Origin of the sequence: Bacillus sp. AFS012607 (assembly GCF_002558005.1) — a bacterium.
Classification (GTDB): Bacteria; Bacillota; Bacilli; order Bacillales; family Bacillaceae_G; genus Bacillus_A; species Bacillus_A thuringiensis_S.
In genome coordinates, this window is sequence record NZ_NTVM01000010.1 from 106,993 (window position 1) to 124,465 (window position 17,473).

Genomic DNA, 17,473 nt, shown 5'->3' on the forward strand with positions numbered 1-17,473 from the left:
ATAATTGGTGAAAAACTCTGTAATAAATTTTACAGGGTTTTTTATTAGTTTTAATTTAATTTCTTCATTATCTTTCCAGACGCTGTCCATACTAGTATAAGTTGAGAAATGAACAAAACGATAATGATAGGCAGTTGATGTAACTCCATAGTAACTGTAACCATCTAAAGCCCAATTCATACACTATGGTGGAGGATTTTCACCTAATAACCGGATGAAAAAGGGGTGTAATCATGAAGAAACGTACTGTTAATGAAGCGGGAGGGAAAGTGCCGCAACCAATCCGCAGCGACGGAGCAGGTGCAATTGATTCTGGACCTCGTAATGTTATGCGAGATATTCAAAATCCGAATATGCTTGTTCCACCTATAACGGATGCAGGATTAGTTCCTAACTTGAAGTTTTCATTCTCGGACACTTCTATGATTTTGAAACACGGCGGGTGGTCTCGGGAGATTACTGCTCGGGAACTACCAGTTTCGACGACGATTGCTGGGGTAAATATGAGCTTAACGGCCGGTGGAATACGAGAACTTCATTGGCATAAAGAAGCGGAATGGGCGTATATGCTTTTAGGACGGGCACGCATAACGGCTGTTGATCAAAATGGACGGAATTTTATTGCTGATGTTGGACCAGGTGATCTTTGGTATTTTCCGCCTGGTATTCCGCATTCCATTCAAGGATTGGAACATTGTGAATTTCTACTTGTTTTCGATGATGGACATTTTTCTGATTTATCTACTTTAGCTATTTCTGATTGGTTTGCGCATACGCCAAAAGAAGTGTTGTCGGCTAATTTTGGAGTACCTGAGAGTGCTTTTCATTCTATCCCTTCAGGTCAAGTTTATATTTATCAAGGAGAGGTGCCAGGTTCGCTTGAAAGTCAGGAAGTTCAATCACCGAAAGGGGAAGTTCCTTTAACATTTAAACATGAACTGTTAAAACAAAAGCCAATTAAGACTCCTGGTGGTAGCGTTCGAATTGTAGATTCTACAAATTTCCCTATTTCAAAAACGATCGCAGCAGCGCTCGTTGAGGTTGAGCCTGGTGGAATGAGAGAACTTCATTGGCACCCGAATAATGATGAATGGCAATATTATTTGACAGGAGAAGCGAGAATGACTGTGTTTCTTGGAAATGGTACCGCTCGTACATTTGATTATAGAGCTGGTGATGTCGGATATGTACCGTTTGCGACGGGGCATTATATTCAAAATACAGGTACCGAAACATTATGGTTTTTAGAGATGTTCAGAAGCAATCGTTTTGAAGATGTATCGTTAAATCAATGGATGGCACTGACTCCTAAAGAAATAGTGGAGAGTAATATACATGTTGGCCCGCAAGTAATGGATTCCCTACGTAAGGAGAAGTGGCCTGTTGTGAAATATCCGGGGTTTTCATATAGTCCGAAAAATGATGAGTAAAAATGAAAATTTGCGTTATTCTTTCTGGAGACTGATAAGAAGGGATGGCGTATTTTTTATGCCTAATCTAGTCTTTATCCCGCTATTTGCCGGGCTGTCTGTAAAAGCCCGATTGGTGAGGGCTGATTAAAGTTTCACTTTATTAGTATCCGCTCTTTGTATTATTGTTCGGGAAATTATTATTGGAGCATAGTATAGGGAAGATACATATAAAATAGCACTATTATAAGCTGTAACGCATAAGTTGCACAGGCGATGCAACGATAACTAGCTTTACTCTTCATCATTTATTTGAACATAATGGGCATAGAGAGGTGATAAACACAGTATGATTTTTAGTGAGCGTTTAAAAGAAGAAAGGGAAAAAAGAAATTGGTCGCAAAATGATTTGGCTGAAAAAATTCATGTAAGTAGGCAATCTGTTTCGAAATGGGAGACGGGAAAGAACTATCCGAGCATTGAAATTATTATTCATTTAAGTGATTTGTTCGATATTACGATTGATGAACTGCTAAGGAGTGATGAAGAATTGACGCAGAAAGTAATTGAAGATAGTAAGAAATTGGCATATCCAAAATGGAAGGTGTTTTTTGATAGTTTATTTATGATAGGGGTATTTTTACTTATTGCAAAAATCGTTGTATGGATGCTAAATAAATTTGCTGGAGCAAGTATTGCAATTGTAGCAGATGCGCCATATGTAATGAATCTTTTGCCCCTTGTATTCATGATTATAGGTGGTATAGGTTCTGATAAGTTGAAGAAAATATATAAATAGAGGAAAGATTTGAAAGAAATCCCCTACACTAGCTGTTCTTTTCACTTAAATTGTGTACTATAAAGGATAGGATGACATAAAGAAGGGGATATAGAGAATGGAATTTCATGAACAGAAGATTTTGCCGGCAGTGAGGCAAATTAAAGATTTGGAAAAGCTATTACATAGTTCGTATGAATATATCGTTATTTTAGATATTCATGTCGGCCAATTGAAGAGTGTTATATCACTTGCGAAGCAATATTGTAAAAAGGTGTTTTTACATGTGGATTTAATTCATGGCTTGCAGAGTGATGGGCATGCGACGGAATATTTATGTCAGGAGTTTAGGCCGTACGGGTTACTTTCGACAAAGGCGAGCGTTATTATGAAGGCGAAGCAAAAAGGTGTTGTGGCAATACAACGCATCTTTTTAATCGATTCGAGTGCGATGGAGAAGAGCTGCAATCTTTTAGATAAGACGAAACCGGATTATATTGAGGTGCTTCCAGGAGCAATGACGGATATTATCGCTGAAGTGAAAGAGCGTACTGGTGTACCGATTTTAGCAGGTGGTTTTATTCGTACTGTAGAAGATGTGGAAAGAGCTTTAAACGCTGGTGCGACAGCGATTACGACGTCAAAACGCGAACTATGGAAACATTACCAAAAAAAGTGACGAAAATGTGAAAAAATTCTGTTGACACCGCTTTCATAAGAGGTTAACATTATAGACAAGTTAATAAACGTGACGGAGAAAAGAAGAGATCCACATTTCATTGTTTCTATATAAATTTATATAGAAGCGTGCAAAGCTGTGGGTCTTTTTCTTTTGACAAAAACGAATGGCCATTCATTTTACCTCTATCACATTTGGAAGCGTTTAAATTGATTGTGGAGGGATACTATGTCAGCATTTTTAGGAGAGTTAATAGGGACTGCGTTGTTAATCGTACTTGGTGGCGGCGTTTGTGCTGGTGTAAGTTTAAAGAAATCGTTTGCGAAAGATTCAGGTTGGATTGTTATTACAATGGGCTGGGGCTTAGCAGTAGCGGTTGCAGCGTATGCGGTTGGATCAATTAGTGGGGCACATTTGAATCCAGCTTTAACGATAGGACTAGCATTTAAGGGAGCGTTCCCATGGAGTGACGTACCAGGTTATATCGTAGCACAAATGATTGGGGCAATTATCGGGGCAGTTATCGTATATTTACATTACTTACCACACTGGAAAGAAACAGAAGATCCAGGAACAAAGTTAGGTGTATTTGCAACAGGTCCAGCAATTCCGAACACATTTGCAAACCTTTTAAGTGAAATGATTGGAACATTCGTTTTAGTATTTGGTATATTAGCAATTGGTGCAAATAAATTTGCAGATGGATTAAATCCATTTATCGTAGGTTTCTTAATTGTAAGTATTGGTTTATCATTAGGTGGGACAACAGGATACGCAATTAACCCAGCACGTGATTTAGGTCCGCGTATCGCACACTTCTTCCTTCCGATTGCAGGAAAAGGCGGTTCAAACTGGAAGTATGCATGGATTCCAGTAGTAGGTCCAATTTTAGGTGGATCACTTGCAGGTTTATTCCATCAAGTTGTATTTGAAGGAAAGCAAAATTCAGCACTTATTTATGTGATTATCGCAACTGTGATTGTACTAGCAATCTCTTATATGACAAGTAAAAAAAGCGGAAGCAATACAAATAGTAGAAAAGTAGCATAAGGGGGAAACCGATATGAAAAAATATATTCTTTCATTAGACCAAGGAACAACAAGCTCACGCGCAATTCTTTTCAATAAAAAAGGTGAAATTGTTCATTCAGCTCAAAAAGAGTTTACACAACATTTTCCAAAGCCGGGCTGGGTAGAGCATAATGCACAAGAAATTTGGGGATCTATTTTAGCAGTTATCGCAACTTGCTTAAGCGAAGCAGATGTAAAACCAGAACAAATCGCAGGTATCGGTATTACGAACCAACGTGAAACAACGGTTGTCTGGGATAAAACAACTAGTAAACCAATTTACAACGCAATTGTATGGCAATCTCGCCAAACAGCTGAAATTTGTGATGAGTTAAAAGAAAAAGGTTATAGCGAAATGGTTCGCGAAAAAACAGGTCTTTTAATTGATGCATACTTCTCTGGTACGAAAGTAAAATGGATTTTAGATAACGTTGAAGGTGCAAGAGAGAAAGCAGAAAACGGTGATCTATTATTCGGAACAATTGATTCGTGGCTTGTATGGAAACTATCTGGTGGTAAAGCACACGTAACAGATTATTCAAACGCATCACGTACGTTAATGTTTAATATTCACGACTTACAGTGGGATGATGAGCTTCTAGAAATGTTAACAGTACCAAAGAGCATGCTTCCAGAAGTACGTCCATCATCTGAAATTTACGGAGAAACAATTGATTACCACTTCTTCGGCCAAAATGTACCGATTGCAGGTGTAGCTGGTGACCAACAAGCAGCATTATTTGGACAAGCTTGTTTCGGTGAAGGTATGGCGAAAAATACTTACGGAACTGGTTGCTTCATGTTAATGAACACAGGTGAAAAAGCAGTAGCTTCTGAGCACGGTCTATTAACAACAATTGCATGGGGAATAGATGGTAAAGTAAACTACGCATTAGAAGGAAGTATTTTCGTAGCAGGTTCTGCAATTCAGTGGTTACGTGACGGAATGCGCATGTTTAAAGATGCAAGTGAGAGTGAAGTGTATGCGAGTCGCGTTGAATCAACTGATGGTGTATACGTTGTACCAGCATTCGTTGGACTAGGAACACCTTATTGGGATAGTGAAGTACGCGGCGCTATGTTTGGTGTAACACGCGGTACGACGAAAGAGCACTTCATTCGTGCAACGCTAGAATCTTTAGCTTACCAAACGAAAGATGTATTATGCGCAATGGAAGCAGATTCAGGTATTGAACTGAAAACATTACGCGTTGATGGCGGAGCAGTTAAAAATAACTTCTTAATGAAGTTCCAAAGTGATATTTTAGATGTTCCTGTAGAGCGTCCAGTGATTAACGAAACAACGGCTCTAGGTGCAGCATACTTAGCTGGTCTTGCGGTTGGATATTGGAAAAACCAAGATGAAATTAAATCACAGTGGCATATGGACAAACGCTTTGAACCAACGATGGAAGCGGAAACAAGCGAAGAGCTATATGCTGGATGGAAAAAAGCAATTGAAGCAACAAAAGCTTTCAAATAATCATAAACAGTGTTATAATGGTGACAAGTTAATAATTCGGTAGGAGATTTGGAGAGACCACAACGCGCTATAGAGGCGAAATCTATAGCGGAGTTTGTGGTCTCTTTTTTCGTTATCAAAGGGAGGAATTACCATGAAATTTTCAAGTAAACAACGTAAAGACGTATTAAACGGAGTAAATAAACAAGAGTTAGATGTGATCGTAATTGGTGGAGGTATTACTGGTTCTGGTATTGCATTAGATGGAGCAACACGCGGGTTATCAACAATTGTGTTTGAAATGCAGGACTTTGCAGCAGGTACATCAAGTCGTTCAACGAAGCTTGTACACGGTGGTCTACGTTATTTAAAACAACTTGAAGTGAAAATGGTAGCAGAGGTGGGTAAAGAGCGTGCGATCGTATATGAGAACGGTCCCCATGTAACAACACCAGAGTGGATGTTACTTCCGTTCCATACAGGCGGTACGTTCGGATCATTTAGTACATCAATTGGTCTTCGTGTATACGACTTCTTAGCAGGTGTAAAACGAAGCGAGCGCAGAAAGATGTTTAACCGTGAAGAAACGCTAAACAAAGAGCCTCTTGTAAAAAAAGAAGGATTAAAAGGCGGCGGTTACTACGTAGAATATCGTACAGACGATGCGCGTCTTACAATTGAAGTAATGAAAGAAGCAATTGAGCATGGTGCGAAAGCTGTTAACTACGCAAAAGTAGACAGTTTCTTATATAAAGATGGAAAAGTATGCGGTGTACGTGTAATCGATTTACTAGACGGTGAAGTATATGAAGTTTACGGTAAGAAAATTGTAAACGCAGCTGGTCCTTGGGTAGATACACTTCGTGAAAAAGATAACTCGAAAAAAGGAAAAGTACTTCAGTTATCAAAAGGTGTTCACTTAGTAATTGATCAAAAACGTTTCCCACTTGGGCAAGCAATTTACTTCGATACACCAGATAAACGTATGGTGTTCGCGATTCCTCGCGGAGGAAAAACATACGTAGGTACAACAGATACGTTCTATGATAAAGACGCAGCTGTACCACAAATGACAACAGAAGATCGCACATACATCATTAATGCGATTAACTACATGTTCCCAAGCGTGAAAATTACAGAGAAAGACATTGAATCAAGCTGGGCTGGTGTACGTCCGTTAATTTATGAAGAAGGTAAGAATGCATCTGAAATTTCTCGTAAAGATGAAATTTGGACTTCTGAATCTGGTTTAATTACAATCGCAGGTGGTAAATTAACAGGATACCGCAAAATGGCTGAAATGGTAGTAGATTACGTAACGAACTTACTACAAAAAGAAGGTCATAGTGCATATCCGAAGAGTGATACGAAACATATGCCGATCTCTGGTGGACATGTAGATGGTTCACACGGATTCCCGGCATTCGTTGCGAAAAAAGCAGACGAAGGTACGAAATCTGGTTTAACGAAAGCACAAGCAGAAGAATTCGCAAAATTCTATGGTTCTAACGTTGATGTACTATTTGGCTTAGCGAAAAAACATAAAGACGAAGCGAAAGAATACAACATGCCGCTTGACGTTCTAATCCCACTTGTATACGCAATGGATTACGAAATGACAGCAAAACCAGTTGACTTCTTCGTACGCCGCAGAGGCGCTGTATTCTTCAACATCCACTGGGTATATGAGTGGAAAGAAGCAGTAATCAACTACATGGCTGCGAAACTAGGCTGGAGCAAAGAAGAACAAATGAAATATACAGCTGAACTAGAAAAAGCATTAACAGACGCTGTAATTCCTGTAGATCAACAAGAACAGGCAGCTGCGTTAGCATAAAATAGAGAACCACCTGAAGGGGAGCCTTTAGGTGGTTTTTTTATGGGTTATTTTTCTAACTATGTTGTATAACGACATATGTTGTTATACTATGTATATAAGGTGGTGGTATTGTTGGACAAAGAAATCTTGAAGGGAAGTATAGATATTTTATTACTTTCTATCATTGCAAAACGTGATACATACGGCTACGAAATAGCTCAAAGTTTAAAGGATGCAAGTGAAGATTTGTATAGTATGGGACAGGGAACTTTGTATCCTGCTTTAAAGCGATTAGAGAAAAAGGAGTTTCTTGAATCTTATTGGAATGAATCTGAGAATGGGATGAAAAGGAAATTCTATACTATTACAGATAAAGGGAAAAAAGAATTGCAGAAGAAAGTGAACTCTTGGGAGAGTGTAACAGCATTAATTCAAGCTTGTCAGAAAGGAGTTATTTATGAGTGAATTTGATGAGTATATTAAGTCTATTTTAGCCTATTCAGAACTTAGTGATATTGAACAGGATGAGTTATTTCTAGAAATGTATGATCACTTGAACAGCTTGAAAGAAGAATATATGGAACAAGGTATGAATGAAAAAGAAGCGATTTATAAAGCAATTCAAAGTTTTGGAGAATCAAAATTTATTGGCGTAGAGATTAATAAATCGGTATACGAAGTTCCTAGGCCATTAAAGGTATTATCAAAAATTTTATGTATTCCTTATATAATCATTTGTTTTATTGTCTTTTTAGGAACGTTTATTTCAACTTCTACATTTGACTCTGTTCGCAGTTTGACAGGTGGTGGGACTGTCTATCATCCCATTGAATTTTGGCAGCAATTTTTACATATATCTGATTTAGAAACGTTATTACAACTTTTTGGAATAACACTTTGGCAAGTTAAAGATTTTATTGCACATCCAGGTCCTTGGGGAAACTCAACTTATTGGTTAAGCGTTTTACAACATATAATATTAGTAGTTCCATTCGGATTTTTCGTTCCAGTGCTGATTAATAAAGTGACTAACTATAAGAAAGCTCGTAAGTGGTATGTTATGACCTTTCTTGTTTGGGAGATATTACATTTACTAACTTTGTCTGATGTTTTTGATGTGTGGCGGATTGCTATAAATATGCTCGGTGCGTCGGTAGGATATCTTTTATTTATAAGCATGATACAAATAGATAATAAATTCAGGATAATGCGCAAGAAGATATTTGAAAATTAGCTTGCTATTCTGTAGTTTAAATTATACAAATTTAGTTTGATGGTAATAGAGTATTGCTGAAAACATAGGTGCTATATAGTGAGAGGATTTTTTATATTCGTAATAGGTGTTGTTCCTTGTTTATTCATCCTGTTATGAAACGGGTACATAATCCGTCTTTTATTGGTGCTATAAATGATGAGAGCGGCACAGCTGAACTAGAAAAAGTCTAGAACAACAAGAACAGGCAGCTGCGTTAGCATAAAATAGAGAACCACCTGAAGGGGAGCCTTTAGGTGGTTTTTTCTCTTGACTAAAAATAAATAAAATGTGTTACAATGATGATAGAGTATTTAGTGTGAATTTTGCATAAAATAAAAAAGACAGAAGCCTGAGAAACTTCTGCCTTTGTAACCTAACTTGCTATTGTGGTGGTAGTAGGTGCGGTTATAAGACAATTACATTAACGTTTTAGCCGAGAACCGCCCTTACCTTTTCCACGAAGCAGGGTGGTTCTCGCTTTTTTGTATACAGAAATTAGCCATGGACCGAAGTATCTTCTACCGATGACAACGCCAGCTCCGGTTAGGATACCATACACTAATTTAATTACAAACATCGCGATCATATTATCACCTCCCCCTTTTTTCAAAATGGAAGAGATGATTACCACACCTACTAGTTATAGCTTATTAAGTTACGTATTCATTGTATTATGTTTTAAAATAGGGAACAAGATATATGGATGAAAATTCCTAGTTTTAAGCAGAGCATTAGTGTCAGGGGACAAGAAGTAAATAAATATTCATAAAAAAACGGTATGGACATTACCATCCGTATTTTTTTATGTATTTATAAAACTTTTCCATACAGTGCGTCGTCTAATATATGGGAAGGAGGAAATGATGTGGATGAATTAACGATAGAAGCGTTTGAAATAGAAGATAAGGAGGAACTTATCGACGAAATAATGAACAAGTATGGGCAAGAAGTCCTGCAGCTTGTGTATTCATATGTGAATAATAAAGAGATTGCGGAGGATGTAACGCAAGATATATTTGTAAAATGTTATAAATCTCTTCATACATATAAAGGGAAATCGAATGTGAAAACGTGGTTATGGAGAATTGCGATTAATCAATGTAAGGACTATATAAAAAGTTGGTATAACAAAAAGGTAATCGTTACAGAGGATGAATTTGCGTATATTGGGATTCAAAATGATAGTGTCGAACAAACTGTCATTCAAAATGCGGAGGATAGTAGGTTGGCTTCTGCGGTAATGAGTTTACCGATAAAATATCGAGAAGTCATTTATCTATTTTATTATGAAGAATTATCAATTAAAGAGATTGCTACAGTAATAGAAGTAAAGGAAAACACGATAAAAACGAGACTGAAAAAAGCGAAGGAGCTTTTGAAGAAAGGATTGGAGGAATAATCAAATGGAAGATCGATTAAAAGGCTTGCGAAAATCAATGGAGAACACAACGTTTAAACATTTGAGTTTTTCTGATCAGCACCAGAAGCAGGTGCGAGAAAAAATTAAGCAATCGTCCGAAAAGGAAGAAGATATCCTTTTAGCAGTGTTACAACTTCTTATGAATGAAAAAACGGGTTATGAATTGATGCAGTTGCTAAGAGGGAGAGGGATTCAAAAATTCGAAGGTGGTGAAGGGTCTCTATACACTTTATTACATCGTCTAGAACAAAATCGCTTTATCCAATCTAGCTGGGATCACGCGGGAGCTAAATATTATCAATTAAATGATAAAGGAAATAAAATGCTGCGAAAGGCAGAGAAGAATGCTACGAAGGCACGATTTATATTAAAAGGATTAGTACAGGAGTGAGAAAAAATTGAGCAAAAAAGGGGAGCGTTTTTTAAAAGAAGTTACGAACCATATTAAATCAAAAGAAGCAAAGGACTTGGTGGCAACAGAACTAGACTTTCACTTGAAACAGACGAAGAATATGTGGATAGAGAAAGGCTTAAGTGAGGAAGTTGCTGAAGATAAGGCTGTTGAACAAATGGGAAGTCCAATTAAGCTTGGCCAGGAACTTAATAAACTACATAAGCCAAAGGTTGATTGGTTCTTAATTGGTTTATTAGTGGCTGCGATGGGGCTAGGATTTTTGCCAGTTATAGCTTTTGGATATACGAATGATGTAATAATGAATAAGGTGATATTTGTTATTCTCGGTGTTGTAACAGCTTTTGGGATGATACTGATTGATTATCGGAAATTAGAGAGAATGGGAGGGTTGTTTTACACAATCGGGGTACTCATTCTGTTAATGCTATACTGTTTTCCGAACGCTTCGTTGACTGGAGAACCGTTAATAAAAATCGGTCCTATTGAAATTGATTGTTTAATAGCAGTACCGTTCTTTTTTCTAGCGTGGGCGTCTTTTTTCAATAATAGTAGGTTAAAGGTTATGCATCTTGTGGTTTTATATTTATTTTCTTTGTATTTATTTTTGATTGTATCAACCCTTTCGTCAATTTTTGTTTATATGACAATGGTATTCGTTATGCTTTGGTGGAGTAAGTTAGGAAAGAAAACGGCGTTGATTATTACGATTGTACCCATTTGTTTATTTATTATCAGGGCATCGGTATCCTGGTCTTCAGGATATCACTTAGATAGAATTTTAGGGTATTTAAATCCGGAGAGTGATGCAGGTGGTGCAGGATTTATGTATATACGTTTAAAAGAGGTAATGTCGTCGGCTGGTTGGTTTGGTACATCTGGAGATACAAAATTCATTCCTGCTGCGGATACTGATTTTGTATTTGCAAGTTTGACTTACTATTATGGGTATTGGCTTGCGCTAGTTCTTATCTTCGTGCTTTCTCTTTTTGTAGCAAGATTAATAGTCATATCTTATAAAATAAATGATCGGTATGGTAAATTGCTGCTCGCTGGTGGAGTGACTCTTTTTGTATTCCAATTCATTTATAATGTTGGAATGATACTAGGATTATTGCCGCATGCTGCTATATCCTTACCTTTTATTAGCTACGGATTAACGCCAACTGTATTTCATGCGCTTATAATGGGGATCGTGCTGAGTGTGTATAGGCGTAAGGATATTTCAATTAGAATGAGAAAAACACCTTGAATCATCAAGGTGTTTTTGTTATAAGCTCAAAACTATCCGAATCAGCCCCAAGCACAAAAGGACTAACCTCGCCAACGCTATAAAGGTGCAATTCATGCATCGCTCGCGTACAAGCAGTGTAGAACAATCTACGAACGCTCTCATCGCTGTACACATCTTTAGAAGCATCGTAAATAATAACAGCGTCAAATTCGATACCTTTTGCTAAGTAAGCAGGTATCACAACAATGCCTTGCTCATACTCGGCTGAGTTACTCTTCACGAGTTTAATATTCTCGATATGACGGAGTGCTTCGTATGCAGCGGCGCTTTCAGTTGCGGATTTACATATAATCGCGATTGTATTGTGATTTTGTTTTTGTAGTTCGGTAACTTTTGTAGTAATATGCTCGTGCAGTTCGCTGTAATCAGCTATTTTCGTTACTGTAGGTTTCTCGCCATCGCGTTCAAAGGCGTGAATGTTCTTCCCTTCCGGTACGAGAGCACGTGTAAATTCAATAATCGGTTTTGTTGAGCGGTAGCTACGAGTTAAGTTAATACCGTTCGTTTCATCTGGTCCGTATAAGCTAGTAAGTGTATTGAAATTCACTGCCTCACTCGCATGGGCAAATATCGCTTGGTTAAAGTCTCCGAGTACCGTCATTCTTGCAGCAGGGAAGAGACGTTTTAAAAACTCGAACTGAAACGAAGAATAATCTTGCGCTTCATCTACGAGTACGTGTTTAATCGATCTATTCGTTTGGAAGCCTTCGATTAATTCTTTTAAAAGTAAAAATGGAGTCGCATCCTCGTAATATAGCTTTCCTTCATCAAGCATGTTTACCGTTAAAGAGTAAATGTCATCCCATTCTTTCGGTTTTTCTCCAGTAACCCACGATGCGTCTGTGAAGAGTTGTTTATAGATTCCTGTGAAATTGATGAAGCGCAGTGTTTGAACGCCTTTACGAAGTGGCTTCAATTTTTTACGGACAATCATACGTCCCAGGACTTTCGTTTCTTTCTCATAGTCATTAAAAGAGTTGTCGTCAAACTCGCCTTTTTTCTGTAAATATTTATAAGCCTTTTGATATTCATCTTTACTAAGTAATTCAATTTCTTCTTCTACCCAAGGCTTTTTCAGTTCTGCTTTTTCGATTGCATCTATTTGTTTATTTAGCCAATCCGTTAACTTTTCAATTCGACTATGGAAGCGGAGGGAGGAGTCAGTATTATAAAATTGCTCTGTAATCTCTTTTGCAGAGACGATCAGTTTTCCTCTAAATTTCATTCCTCTAAATAGCATGCCTGAAGATTCAAGAGTTTGTCTGTACGCTCTAATCATCTCGAAAAATTGAGTGGATGCTTTAAATCGGATGCTCGCATTTCTCGTTTTATAGGTAGGGCTATTTGTTTCAGTTAACATATATTCCAATTGCTCATAAGGGTCTTCAACATCAAATGACTTACTTAGTCTATGGTTTAAATATTCTTGGAATGTTACTTGCTGCATATTTTCTTCACCGAGTTCAGGTAGTACGTTAGATACGTAGCTATTGAACATAGAGTTAGGTGAGAAGAGAATAATTTGATCCGCTTTTAGCCATTCGCGATATTTATATAGTAAGTAGGCAATTCGCTGCAGGGCAGCTGATGTTTTACCACTACCAGCAGCTCCTTGAACGATAAGGAGTCGGCCTTCATCGTGACGGATAATTTCATTTTGCTCACGCTGAATCGTAGCGACGATACTTTGCATATGTTTGTTCGTACCTTTTCCGAGTGCTTGTTGCAGAATTTCATCACCAATTGTGAGGCTCGTATCGAACATGGAATCAATCTCGCCATTTTGAATAATGTATTGTAATTTTTTCTCCACATTACCGCGAATTACGCCGCCTGGTGTGTTGTACTCAGCTGGTCCTGGTGGGTAGTCGTAATAAACACTTGAAATTGGGGCGCGCCAGTCATAAATAAGAAAGTTTTCTCCGCTTGCATCAGTAAGGGTAGAAACACCGATATAGATTTGTTCTGCGGCAGGTTCGCCTTCTTCAGTGAAATCGATGCGTCCGAAGTAAGGTGCTTTTTGCATACGTCGCAGCGCGGCAAGTCGATTAAATTTGTGTTTATGGGTGATTTGTGTAACAGCTAGTGATTGAGCTTGTTGTCTTAAGTTGATAACTGTTTCAAGGTAATCATCAAAAGTATCTGTATTCACTTTAACGTCATCCCAGAAGTGTTTACGGATGTTGATTACTTCTGCCCGGCGTCTACCAGTTTCGTTTTCCAGCTTATCAATTTGCTGCGTAATAGTTTCGATTACGGTATCCAATCGTTTTTGCTCTAGATCAAGTTTTTTGTTCATACGTAAGCACTCCTTTAAAAGTGAAAAATAGAGGTTGACTGAAGAAAGATTTTGTTGTACAATTAAGATACGGATAAATACGTTCTTTATGTTTTTTAAAACGTGTTTCTGTACTAATTTAACATAGTTTTTGAATTTAATCAATGATAATAAGATAAACCTTGGTTCCGTGTAGCGTGGATCAAGGTTTTTTTGTGTTTTTAAGAGGGAGTCACACTTGTTGTCGTTTTTTGTCGGTAAGTCGATATATTTGAAAAATCGCCGATATAATTTCATTTACCGAATCTGGATATAACTATCGGAAGAAGAGGGTATAAAAAAAGCTCGGGCCGAAGCCCAAGCTTTTTACTTCATTATTTCTTTTCTTCTTTTTTATCGTCAGCTTTTTGCTCTTTGAAAAGATCTTTTAAATCTTTATCGTCAACTTTTACGTCAGCTTTTTTGATTTCTTTCATCATTAAGTCATTCATAAATTGAGCATCTTGCGTTTTTTCTTGAGCTAGTGATTTTTTAATATCAGCTTTTGATTTATCGAAAGTTGCATCTGCGTGATTATCAGTTACTTTAATAATATGGTAACCGAATTGTGTTTTTACAGGTTCGCTTACTTCATCTTTTTTCAACTTTTGAGCTGCTTCTTCAAATTCTTTTACCATTTTCCCTGGTCCGAAGAATCCTAAGTCGCCACCTTTTTCTTTTGAACCTGTATCTTCAGAGTATTGTTTTGCTAATTCTTCGAAAGATTTACCTTGAGCAAGTTCATCTTTCACTTTTTTAGCAGTTTCTTCATCTTTTACAAGGATATGACTTGCTTTAATTTCTTTTTTATAATCCTCGAATTTTGCTTTTACATCTTTATCAGTAATCGATTGTTCAACCGCTTTTTCTTGAGCTAATTGAGCACGCACACTATTTTTGATAGTTTCTTCTTTAATACCTTGTTGTTTCATTAGTGTATCGAATTGATCACCGTATTGTTTTTTCATTTCATCGAACTTTTTGTCTACATCTTTGTCTTCAACTTTGTAGTTTTTAATAAGAACTTTTTCCATAACCATGTTGTTTAGTACTTGTTTACCAGCTTGTGTCTTCATTTGATCGTAGAATTCTTCTTTTGTAATGTCACCAGCTTTAGATGTAACGATTTTGTCTGATGATGATGTTCCACATGCTGATAATGCGATTACACTTGTTGCGGCTAAGGCAAGCATAGCTTTCTTCATTCAATAAACACTCCTACTATTATGTATTTTTAATTTATCCTACACCGATGAATTTTAAATTCATAAGAGCCCGATTAAGTCTCACTGATACTTTTGCTTTTTTGTATTGGTAAAGCGCGCTTAACAGGGCTTACCGTGGCTGAGGATAAAGTTTTGATGAATGTTTTGTTCTATAGTATAAGCAATATGTACAAAATTTAATATATCATATTTCGACGCGTTTTCATATTGATAAAGAAAAATTAACCAGTACGTGTCAGATTTTGAAAGTGTGCCATATTGGGCGTATGCCGCATATACAGAATAGAGGAGGGGATGGGGATGAATTCTCAACTTATTTTATTACTTGTACTGTTTATTTTATTGGTTATTGTAGGTATAATTTGCTTATAGAGGAAAAAAGTGAGGAAGGGGCTTTCCTTCCTCACTTTCCATGAAATATAATTTCTATATAACTAGAAATTAATAAAATTGTTATACATACATTAATAACCCGAAAGACACCGGGCTGGCGGCTCGCAGCTATTTGTTTTCGTTCACACAGTGTATGTGTCATGAAATTCGTGTAAAATATAACAAGAAGTGCGAATGCGACAAAAACAACTGTTATAAGTGTCATGAGGCGAGACCTCCTTTTGGCTAAAATACATATACATATATTGTATCACACGATATTTTGTTCGTGTTACAAAATTCAGAAATAGAAGACTTTGTGTTAGAAAGTGAGGGAGAAAATGGACGTTGTTAGAAGATTAGAACAAGCTGAATACTACGTAGACCTACTATTTAAAATGATTGATGAAGAGAAGTGTCCATTTTATTCTTTGATCATAAAGAAAAAAGCTCGTAAAAAAGATATTGAACGTATACTAAATCTTTGTGAAAAACTGAACGAGCAATATGTAGTGGAGAAAGCAGAAGGGCTTCTTTTGTTCGATGCGCTGTTAGATCAATTTGAAAAAGCGCTTCCACATCAGCTCGAAGTAAACGAAACTGCGGAAGCGCTAGCAAAACAAGGTTTATTTAAGCCGCTTATGAATGAATTCTTAAGCATGATTGCGAAAAAATAAATAGATTATTTCTTAACTAACTTTTGATCGGATTCTGTAAAGTTCTCTTCAATATCTTCTAATGATTTCTCAAAAATATCGATAAAGTCTTGTCCGTAAATATTACGCAGGATTGCAATCAGTTCGATATTTTCTGGGAACTTCCCATAAAAATTACGAAGTGCAAGAGCCCCATTAAACACTGAATTATTTTCAGGATCATACTCCTCCATTAAGCGAAGTAGTAATTCTTCCCCTTTGTCTGTAATTTCAATGTACGTATTTCGTTTATCATCTTCCTTTTTTGAGAATACAAGATAGCCGCGTTCTTCCAGCTTTTTCGAGAAGTTAAACGCCGTTGATACGTGCATAACTCCAAACTTAGCAATCTCAGAAATAGAAGCCCCTTTTAAATGATAAGCGATTGTTAAAATATGATGTTCATTAATATTTAAATCGTAAGGTTTAATCCACTGCTGCCAATCTTTCTCTACACATTTCCATAACGCTTTCGATAATTGAGCAATGCGTTGGCTGAAAATCATCGCTTCTTTTACCGAGTAATCTTTTTCTCCACTTTTCATGTACTCACCCACTTTAACATTCTTTTTCATTACTATCTATTATGCCAGTAAAATAAAAATTAATAAAGTCTTTTTGTAAGAATTGTGAAAATTTTTTAACAAAATGACATTCTATACAAATCATGCATAACTATGGAAGCGTTTTATGAGTCGTGAATACATGCGTTGTCCTTACATGTTAATTGATAACATATATTGTAAATGCATAAAAACACGGCATATCTATACGATATGCCGTGTCAAGGTCAATTTATATAAAAAATATTTGTTATATGCAAAAAACTAAGCAGGAATTTGTTTACGCTTTTTCTGGAACAGCTTCTTGTAGTTTCTCAATTGACTTTTGGATGTCCAAAATTTCTTTCTCAATATGGCGCTTGTTTTGAGAAATATCTTGTTTCCAGTTAGAAAGCGTGTCTTGCATGTCATCTTTTAGTTCTTGAAACACTTCTTTACCTTCTGAAGCAGTTTCAACAATTTGACGCTTTAATAATTTCGTATCAGCTGTAATATCAGCTAAAGTCTTTTTAATATCATTTCCTTTTTCTTTTAACTTGCCGCGCATGTCTTTACCAGAAGAAGGAGTTGAGAAAAGAACGGCTAGTCCAGCAACTGCTCCCCCGCAAATAACACCTGTAATAAAGGATTTAGCTTTTGACATAAAAGGAGACCTCCTTATTTTTTGTTCGTATTCATGATGTAAAACAATATGCATATCT

Annotated in this window: 18 protein-coding genes; 12 read left to right on the forward strand and 6 right to left on the reverse strand. The window is 36.8% G+C overall.

What is annotated here, in order from left to right:
- Nucleotides 1-233 precede the first annotated feature (233 nt).
- From CN409_RS10900 to CN409_RS10935, 8 genes are all read left to right on the forward strand, one after another.
- Nucleotides 234-1,430 (forward strand): oxalate decarboxylase family bicupin, encoded by a 1,197-nt coding sequence (locus CN409_RS10900; RefSeq protein WP_000747506.1) that lies wholly within the window; start codon nt 234-236, stop codon nt 1,428-1,430.
- A 328-nt stretch (nt 1,431-1,758) separates the two neighbouring features.
- Entirely contained in the window at nt 1,759-2,208 is a 450-nt protein-coding gene (locus CN409_RS10905) for a helix-turn-helix domain-containing protein (RefSeq protein WP_000577641.1), read from the forward strand.
- A gap of 97 nt (nt 2,209-2,305) precedes the next feature.
- Nucleotides 2,306-2,866 carry a glycerol uptake operon antiterminator GlpP gene (glpP, locus tag CN409_RS10910; protein ID WP_000394286.1) on the forward strand — a complete coding sequence of 187 codons (561 nt, stop codon included), beginning with the start codon at nt 2,306-2,308 and terminating at the stop codon, nt 2,864-2,866.
- A gap of 228 nt (nt 2,867-3,094) precedes the next feature.
- Entirely contained in the window at nt 3,095-3,916 is an 822-nt protein-coding gene (gene glpF / locus CN409_RS10915; protein ID WP_001272200.1) for a glycerol uptake facilitator protein GlpF, read from the forward strand.
- 13 nt (nt 3,917-3,929) lie between these two features.
- On the forward strand, nt 3,930-5,420 hold the full coding sequence (glpK, locus tag CN409_RS10920) for a glycerol kinase GlpK (protein ID WP_000760013.1): 1,491 nt from the start codon (nt 3,930-3,932) through the stop codon (nt 5,418-5,420).
- Between the two features lie 133 nt (nt 5,421-5,553).
- Nucleotides 5,554-7,236, forward strand: coding sequence for an aerobic glycerol-3-phosphate dehydrogenase (gene glpD, locus CN409_RS10925; RefSeq protein ID WP_000672828.1), 1,683 nt, complete (start codon nt 5,554-5,556; stop codon nt 7,234-7,236).
- Nucleotides 7,237-7,350: 114 nt separating this feature from the next.
- On the forward strand, nt 7,351-7,683 hold the full coding sequence (locus CN409_RS10930) for a PadR family transcriptional regulator (RefSeq protein WP_000356630.1): 333 nt from the start codon (nt 7,351-7,353) through the stop codon (nt 7,681-7,683).
- A complete protein-coding gene (locus CN409_RS10935) occupies nt 7,676-8,452 on the forward strand; it encodes a VanZ family protein (protein ID WP_016097870.1) in 777 nt (258 codons plus the stop codon). The genes CN409_RS10930 and CN409_RS10935 overlap by 8 nt, the downstream gene beginning before the upstream one ends.
- Before the next feature lie 442 nt (nt 8,453-8,894).
- Here the strand turns inward: CN409_RS10935 and CN409_RS31790 are convergent, their stop codons facing one another.
- Nucleotides 8,895-9,059 carry a hypothetical protein gene (locus CN409_RS31790; RefSeq protein ID WP_000561150.1) on the reverse strand — a complete coding sequence of 55 codons (165 nt, stop codon included), beginning with the start codon at nt 9,057-9,059 and terminating at the stop codon, nt 8,895-8,897.
- 279 nt (nt 9,060-9,338) lie between these two features.
- Here CN409_RS31790 and CN409_RS10945 point away from each other — a divergent pair, with 279 nt between their 5' ends.
- From CN409_RS10945 to CN409_RS10955, 3 genes are read left to right on the forward strand one after another with little or no spacing between them, the layout of a single operon-like run.
- Nucleotides 9,339-9,872 (forward strand): sigma-70 family RNA polymerase sigma factor, encoded by a 534-nt coding sequence (locus CN409_RS10945; protein ID WP_000344008.1) that lies wholly within the window; start codon nt 9,339-9,341, stop codon nt 9,870-9,872.
- A 4-nt stretch (nt 9,873-9,876) separates the two neighbouring features.
- Nucleotides 9,877-10,284, forward strand: a complete 408-nt coding sequence (locus tag CN409_RS10950; protein WP_000390151.1) for a PadR family transcriptional regulator — start codon at nt 9,877-9,879, stop codon at nt 10,282-10,284.
- A gap of 7 nt (nt 10,285-10,291) precedes the next feature.
- Nucleotides 10,292-11,557 (forward strand): FtsW/RodA/SpoVE family cell cycle protein, encoded by a 1,266-nt coding sequence (locus CN409_RS10955; RefSeq protein ID WP_063675075.1) that lies wholly within the window; start codon nt 10,292-10,294, stop codon nt 11,555-11,557.
- Nucleotides 11,558-11,561: 4 nt separating this feature from the next.
- Here the strand turns inward: CN409_RS10955 and helD are convergent, their stop codons facing one another.
- The 3 genes from helD to CN409_RS10975 all read right to left on the reverse strand — a co-directional run bounded on the left by helD (nt 11,562) and on the right by CN409_RS10975 (nt 15,740).
- The gene (gene helD / locus CN409_RS10960) at nt 11,562-13,898 is read right to left on the reverse strand and encodes an RNA polymerase recycling motor HelD (protein ID WP_097981491.1); all 2,337 of its coding nucleotides are present in this window, start codon (nt 13,896-13,898) and stop codon (nt 11,562-11,564) included.
- Between the two features lie 353 nt (nt 13,899-14,251).
- Nucleotides 14,252-15,121, reverse strand: coding sequence for a peptidylprolyl isomerase PrsA (gene prsA / locus CN409_RS10965; RefSeq protein WP_000710062.1), 870 nt, complete (start codon nt 15,119-15,121; stop codon nt 14,252-14,254).
- A gap of 424 nt (nt 15,122-15,545) precedes the next feature.
- On the reverse strand, nt 15,546-15,740 hold the full coding sequence (locus CN409_RS10975; protein ID WP_000172690.1) for a hypothetical protein: 195 nt from the start codon (nt 15,738-15,740) through the stop codon (nt 15,546-15,548).
- A gap of 115 nt (nt 15,741-15,855) precedes the next feature.
- Here CN409_RS10975 and CN409_RS10980 point away from each other — a divergent pair, with 115 nt between their 5' ends.
- Nucleotides 15,856-16,191 carry a DUF1878 family protein gene (locus CN409_RS10980; protein WP_000383656.1) on the forward strand — a complete coding sequence of 112 codons (336 nt, stop codon included), beginning with the start codon at nt 15,856-15,858 and terminating at the stop codon, nt 16,189-16,191.
- Between the two features lie 5 nt (nt 16,192-16,196).
- Here CN409_RS10980 and CN409_RS10985 read toward each other — a convergent pair whose 3' ends face one another.
- Nucleotides 16,197-16,754: an HTH-type transcriptional regulator Hpr gene (locus CN409_RS10985; protein ID WP_000834924.1), complete on the reverse strand. Its 558-nt coding sequence runs from the start codon at nt 16,752-16,754 to the stop codon at nt 16,197-16,199.
- A gap of 298 nt (nt 16,755-17,052) precedes the next feature.
- Nucleotides 17,053-17,415, reverse strand: a complete 363-nt coding sequence (locus tag CN409_RS10990) for a YtxH domain-containing protein (protein ID WP_000030302.1) — start codon at nt 17,413-17,415, stop codon at nt 17,053-17,055.
- Nucleotides 17,416-17,473: the final 58 nt, after the last annotated feature.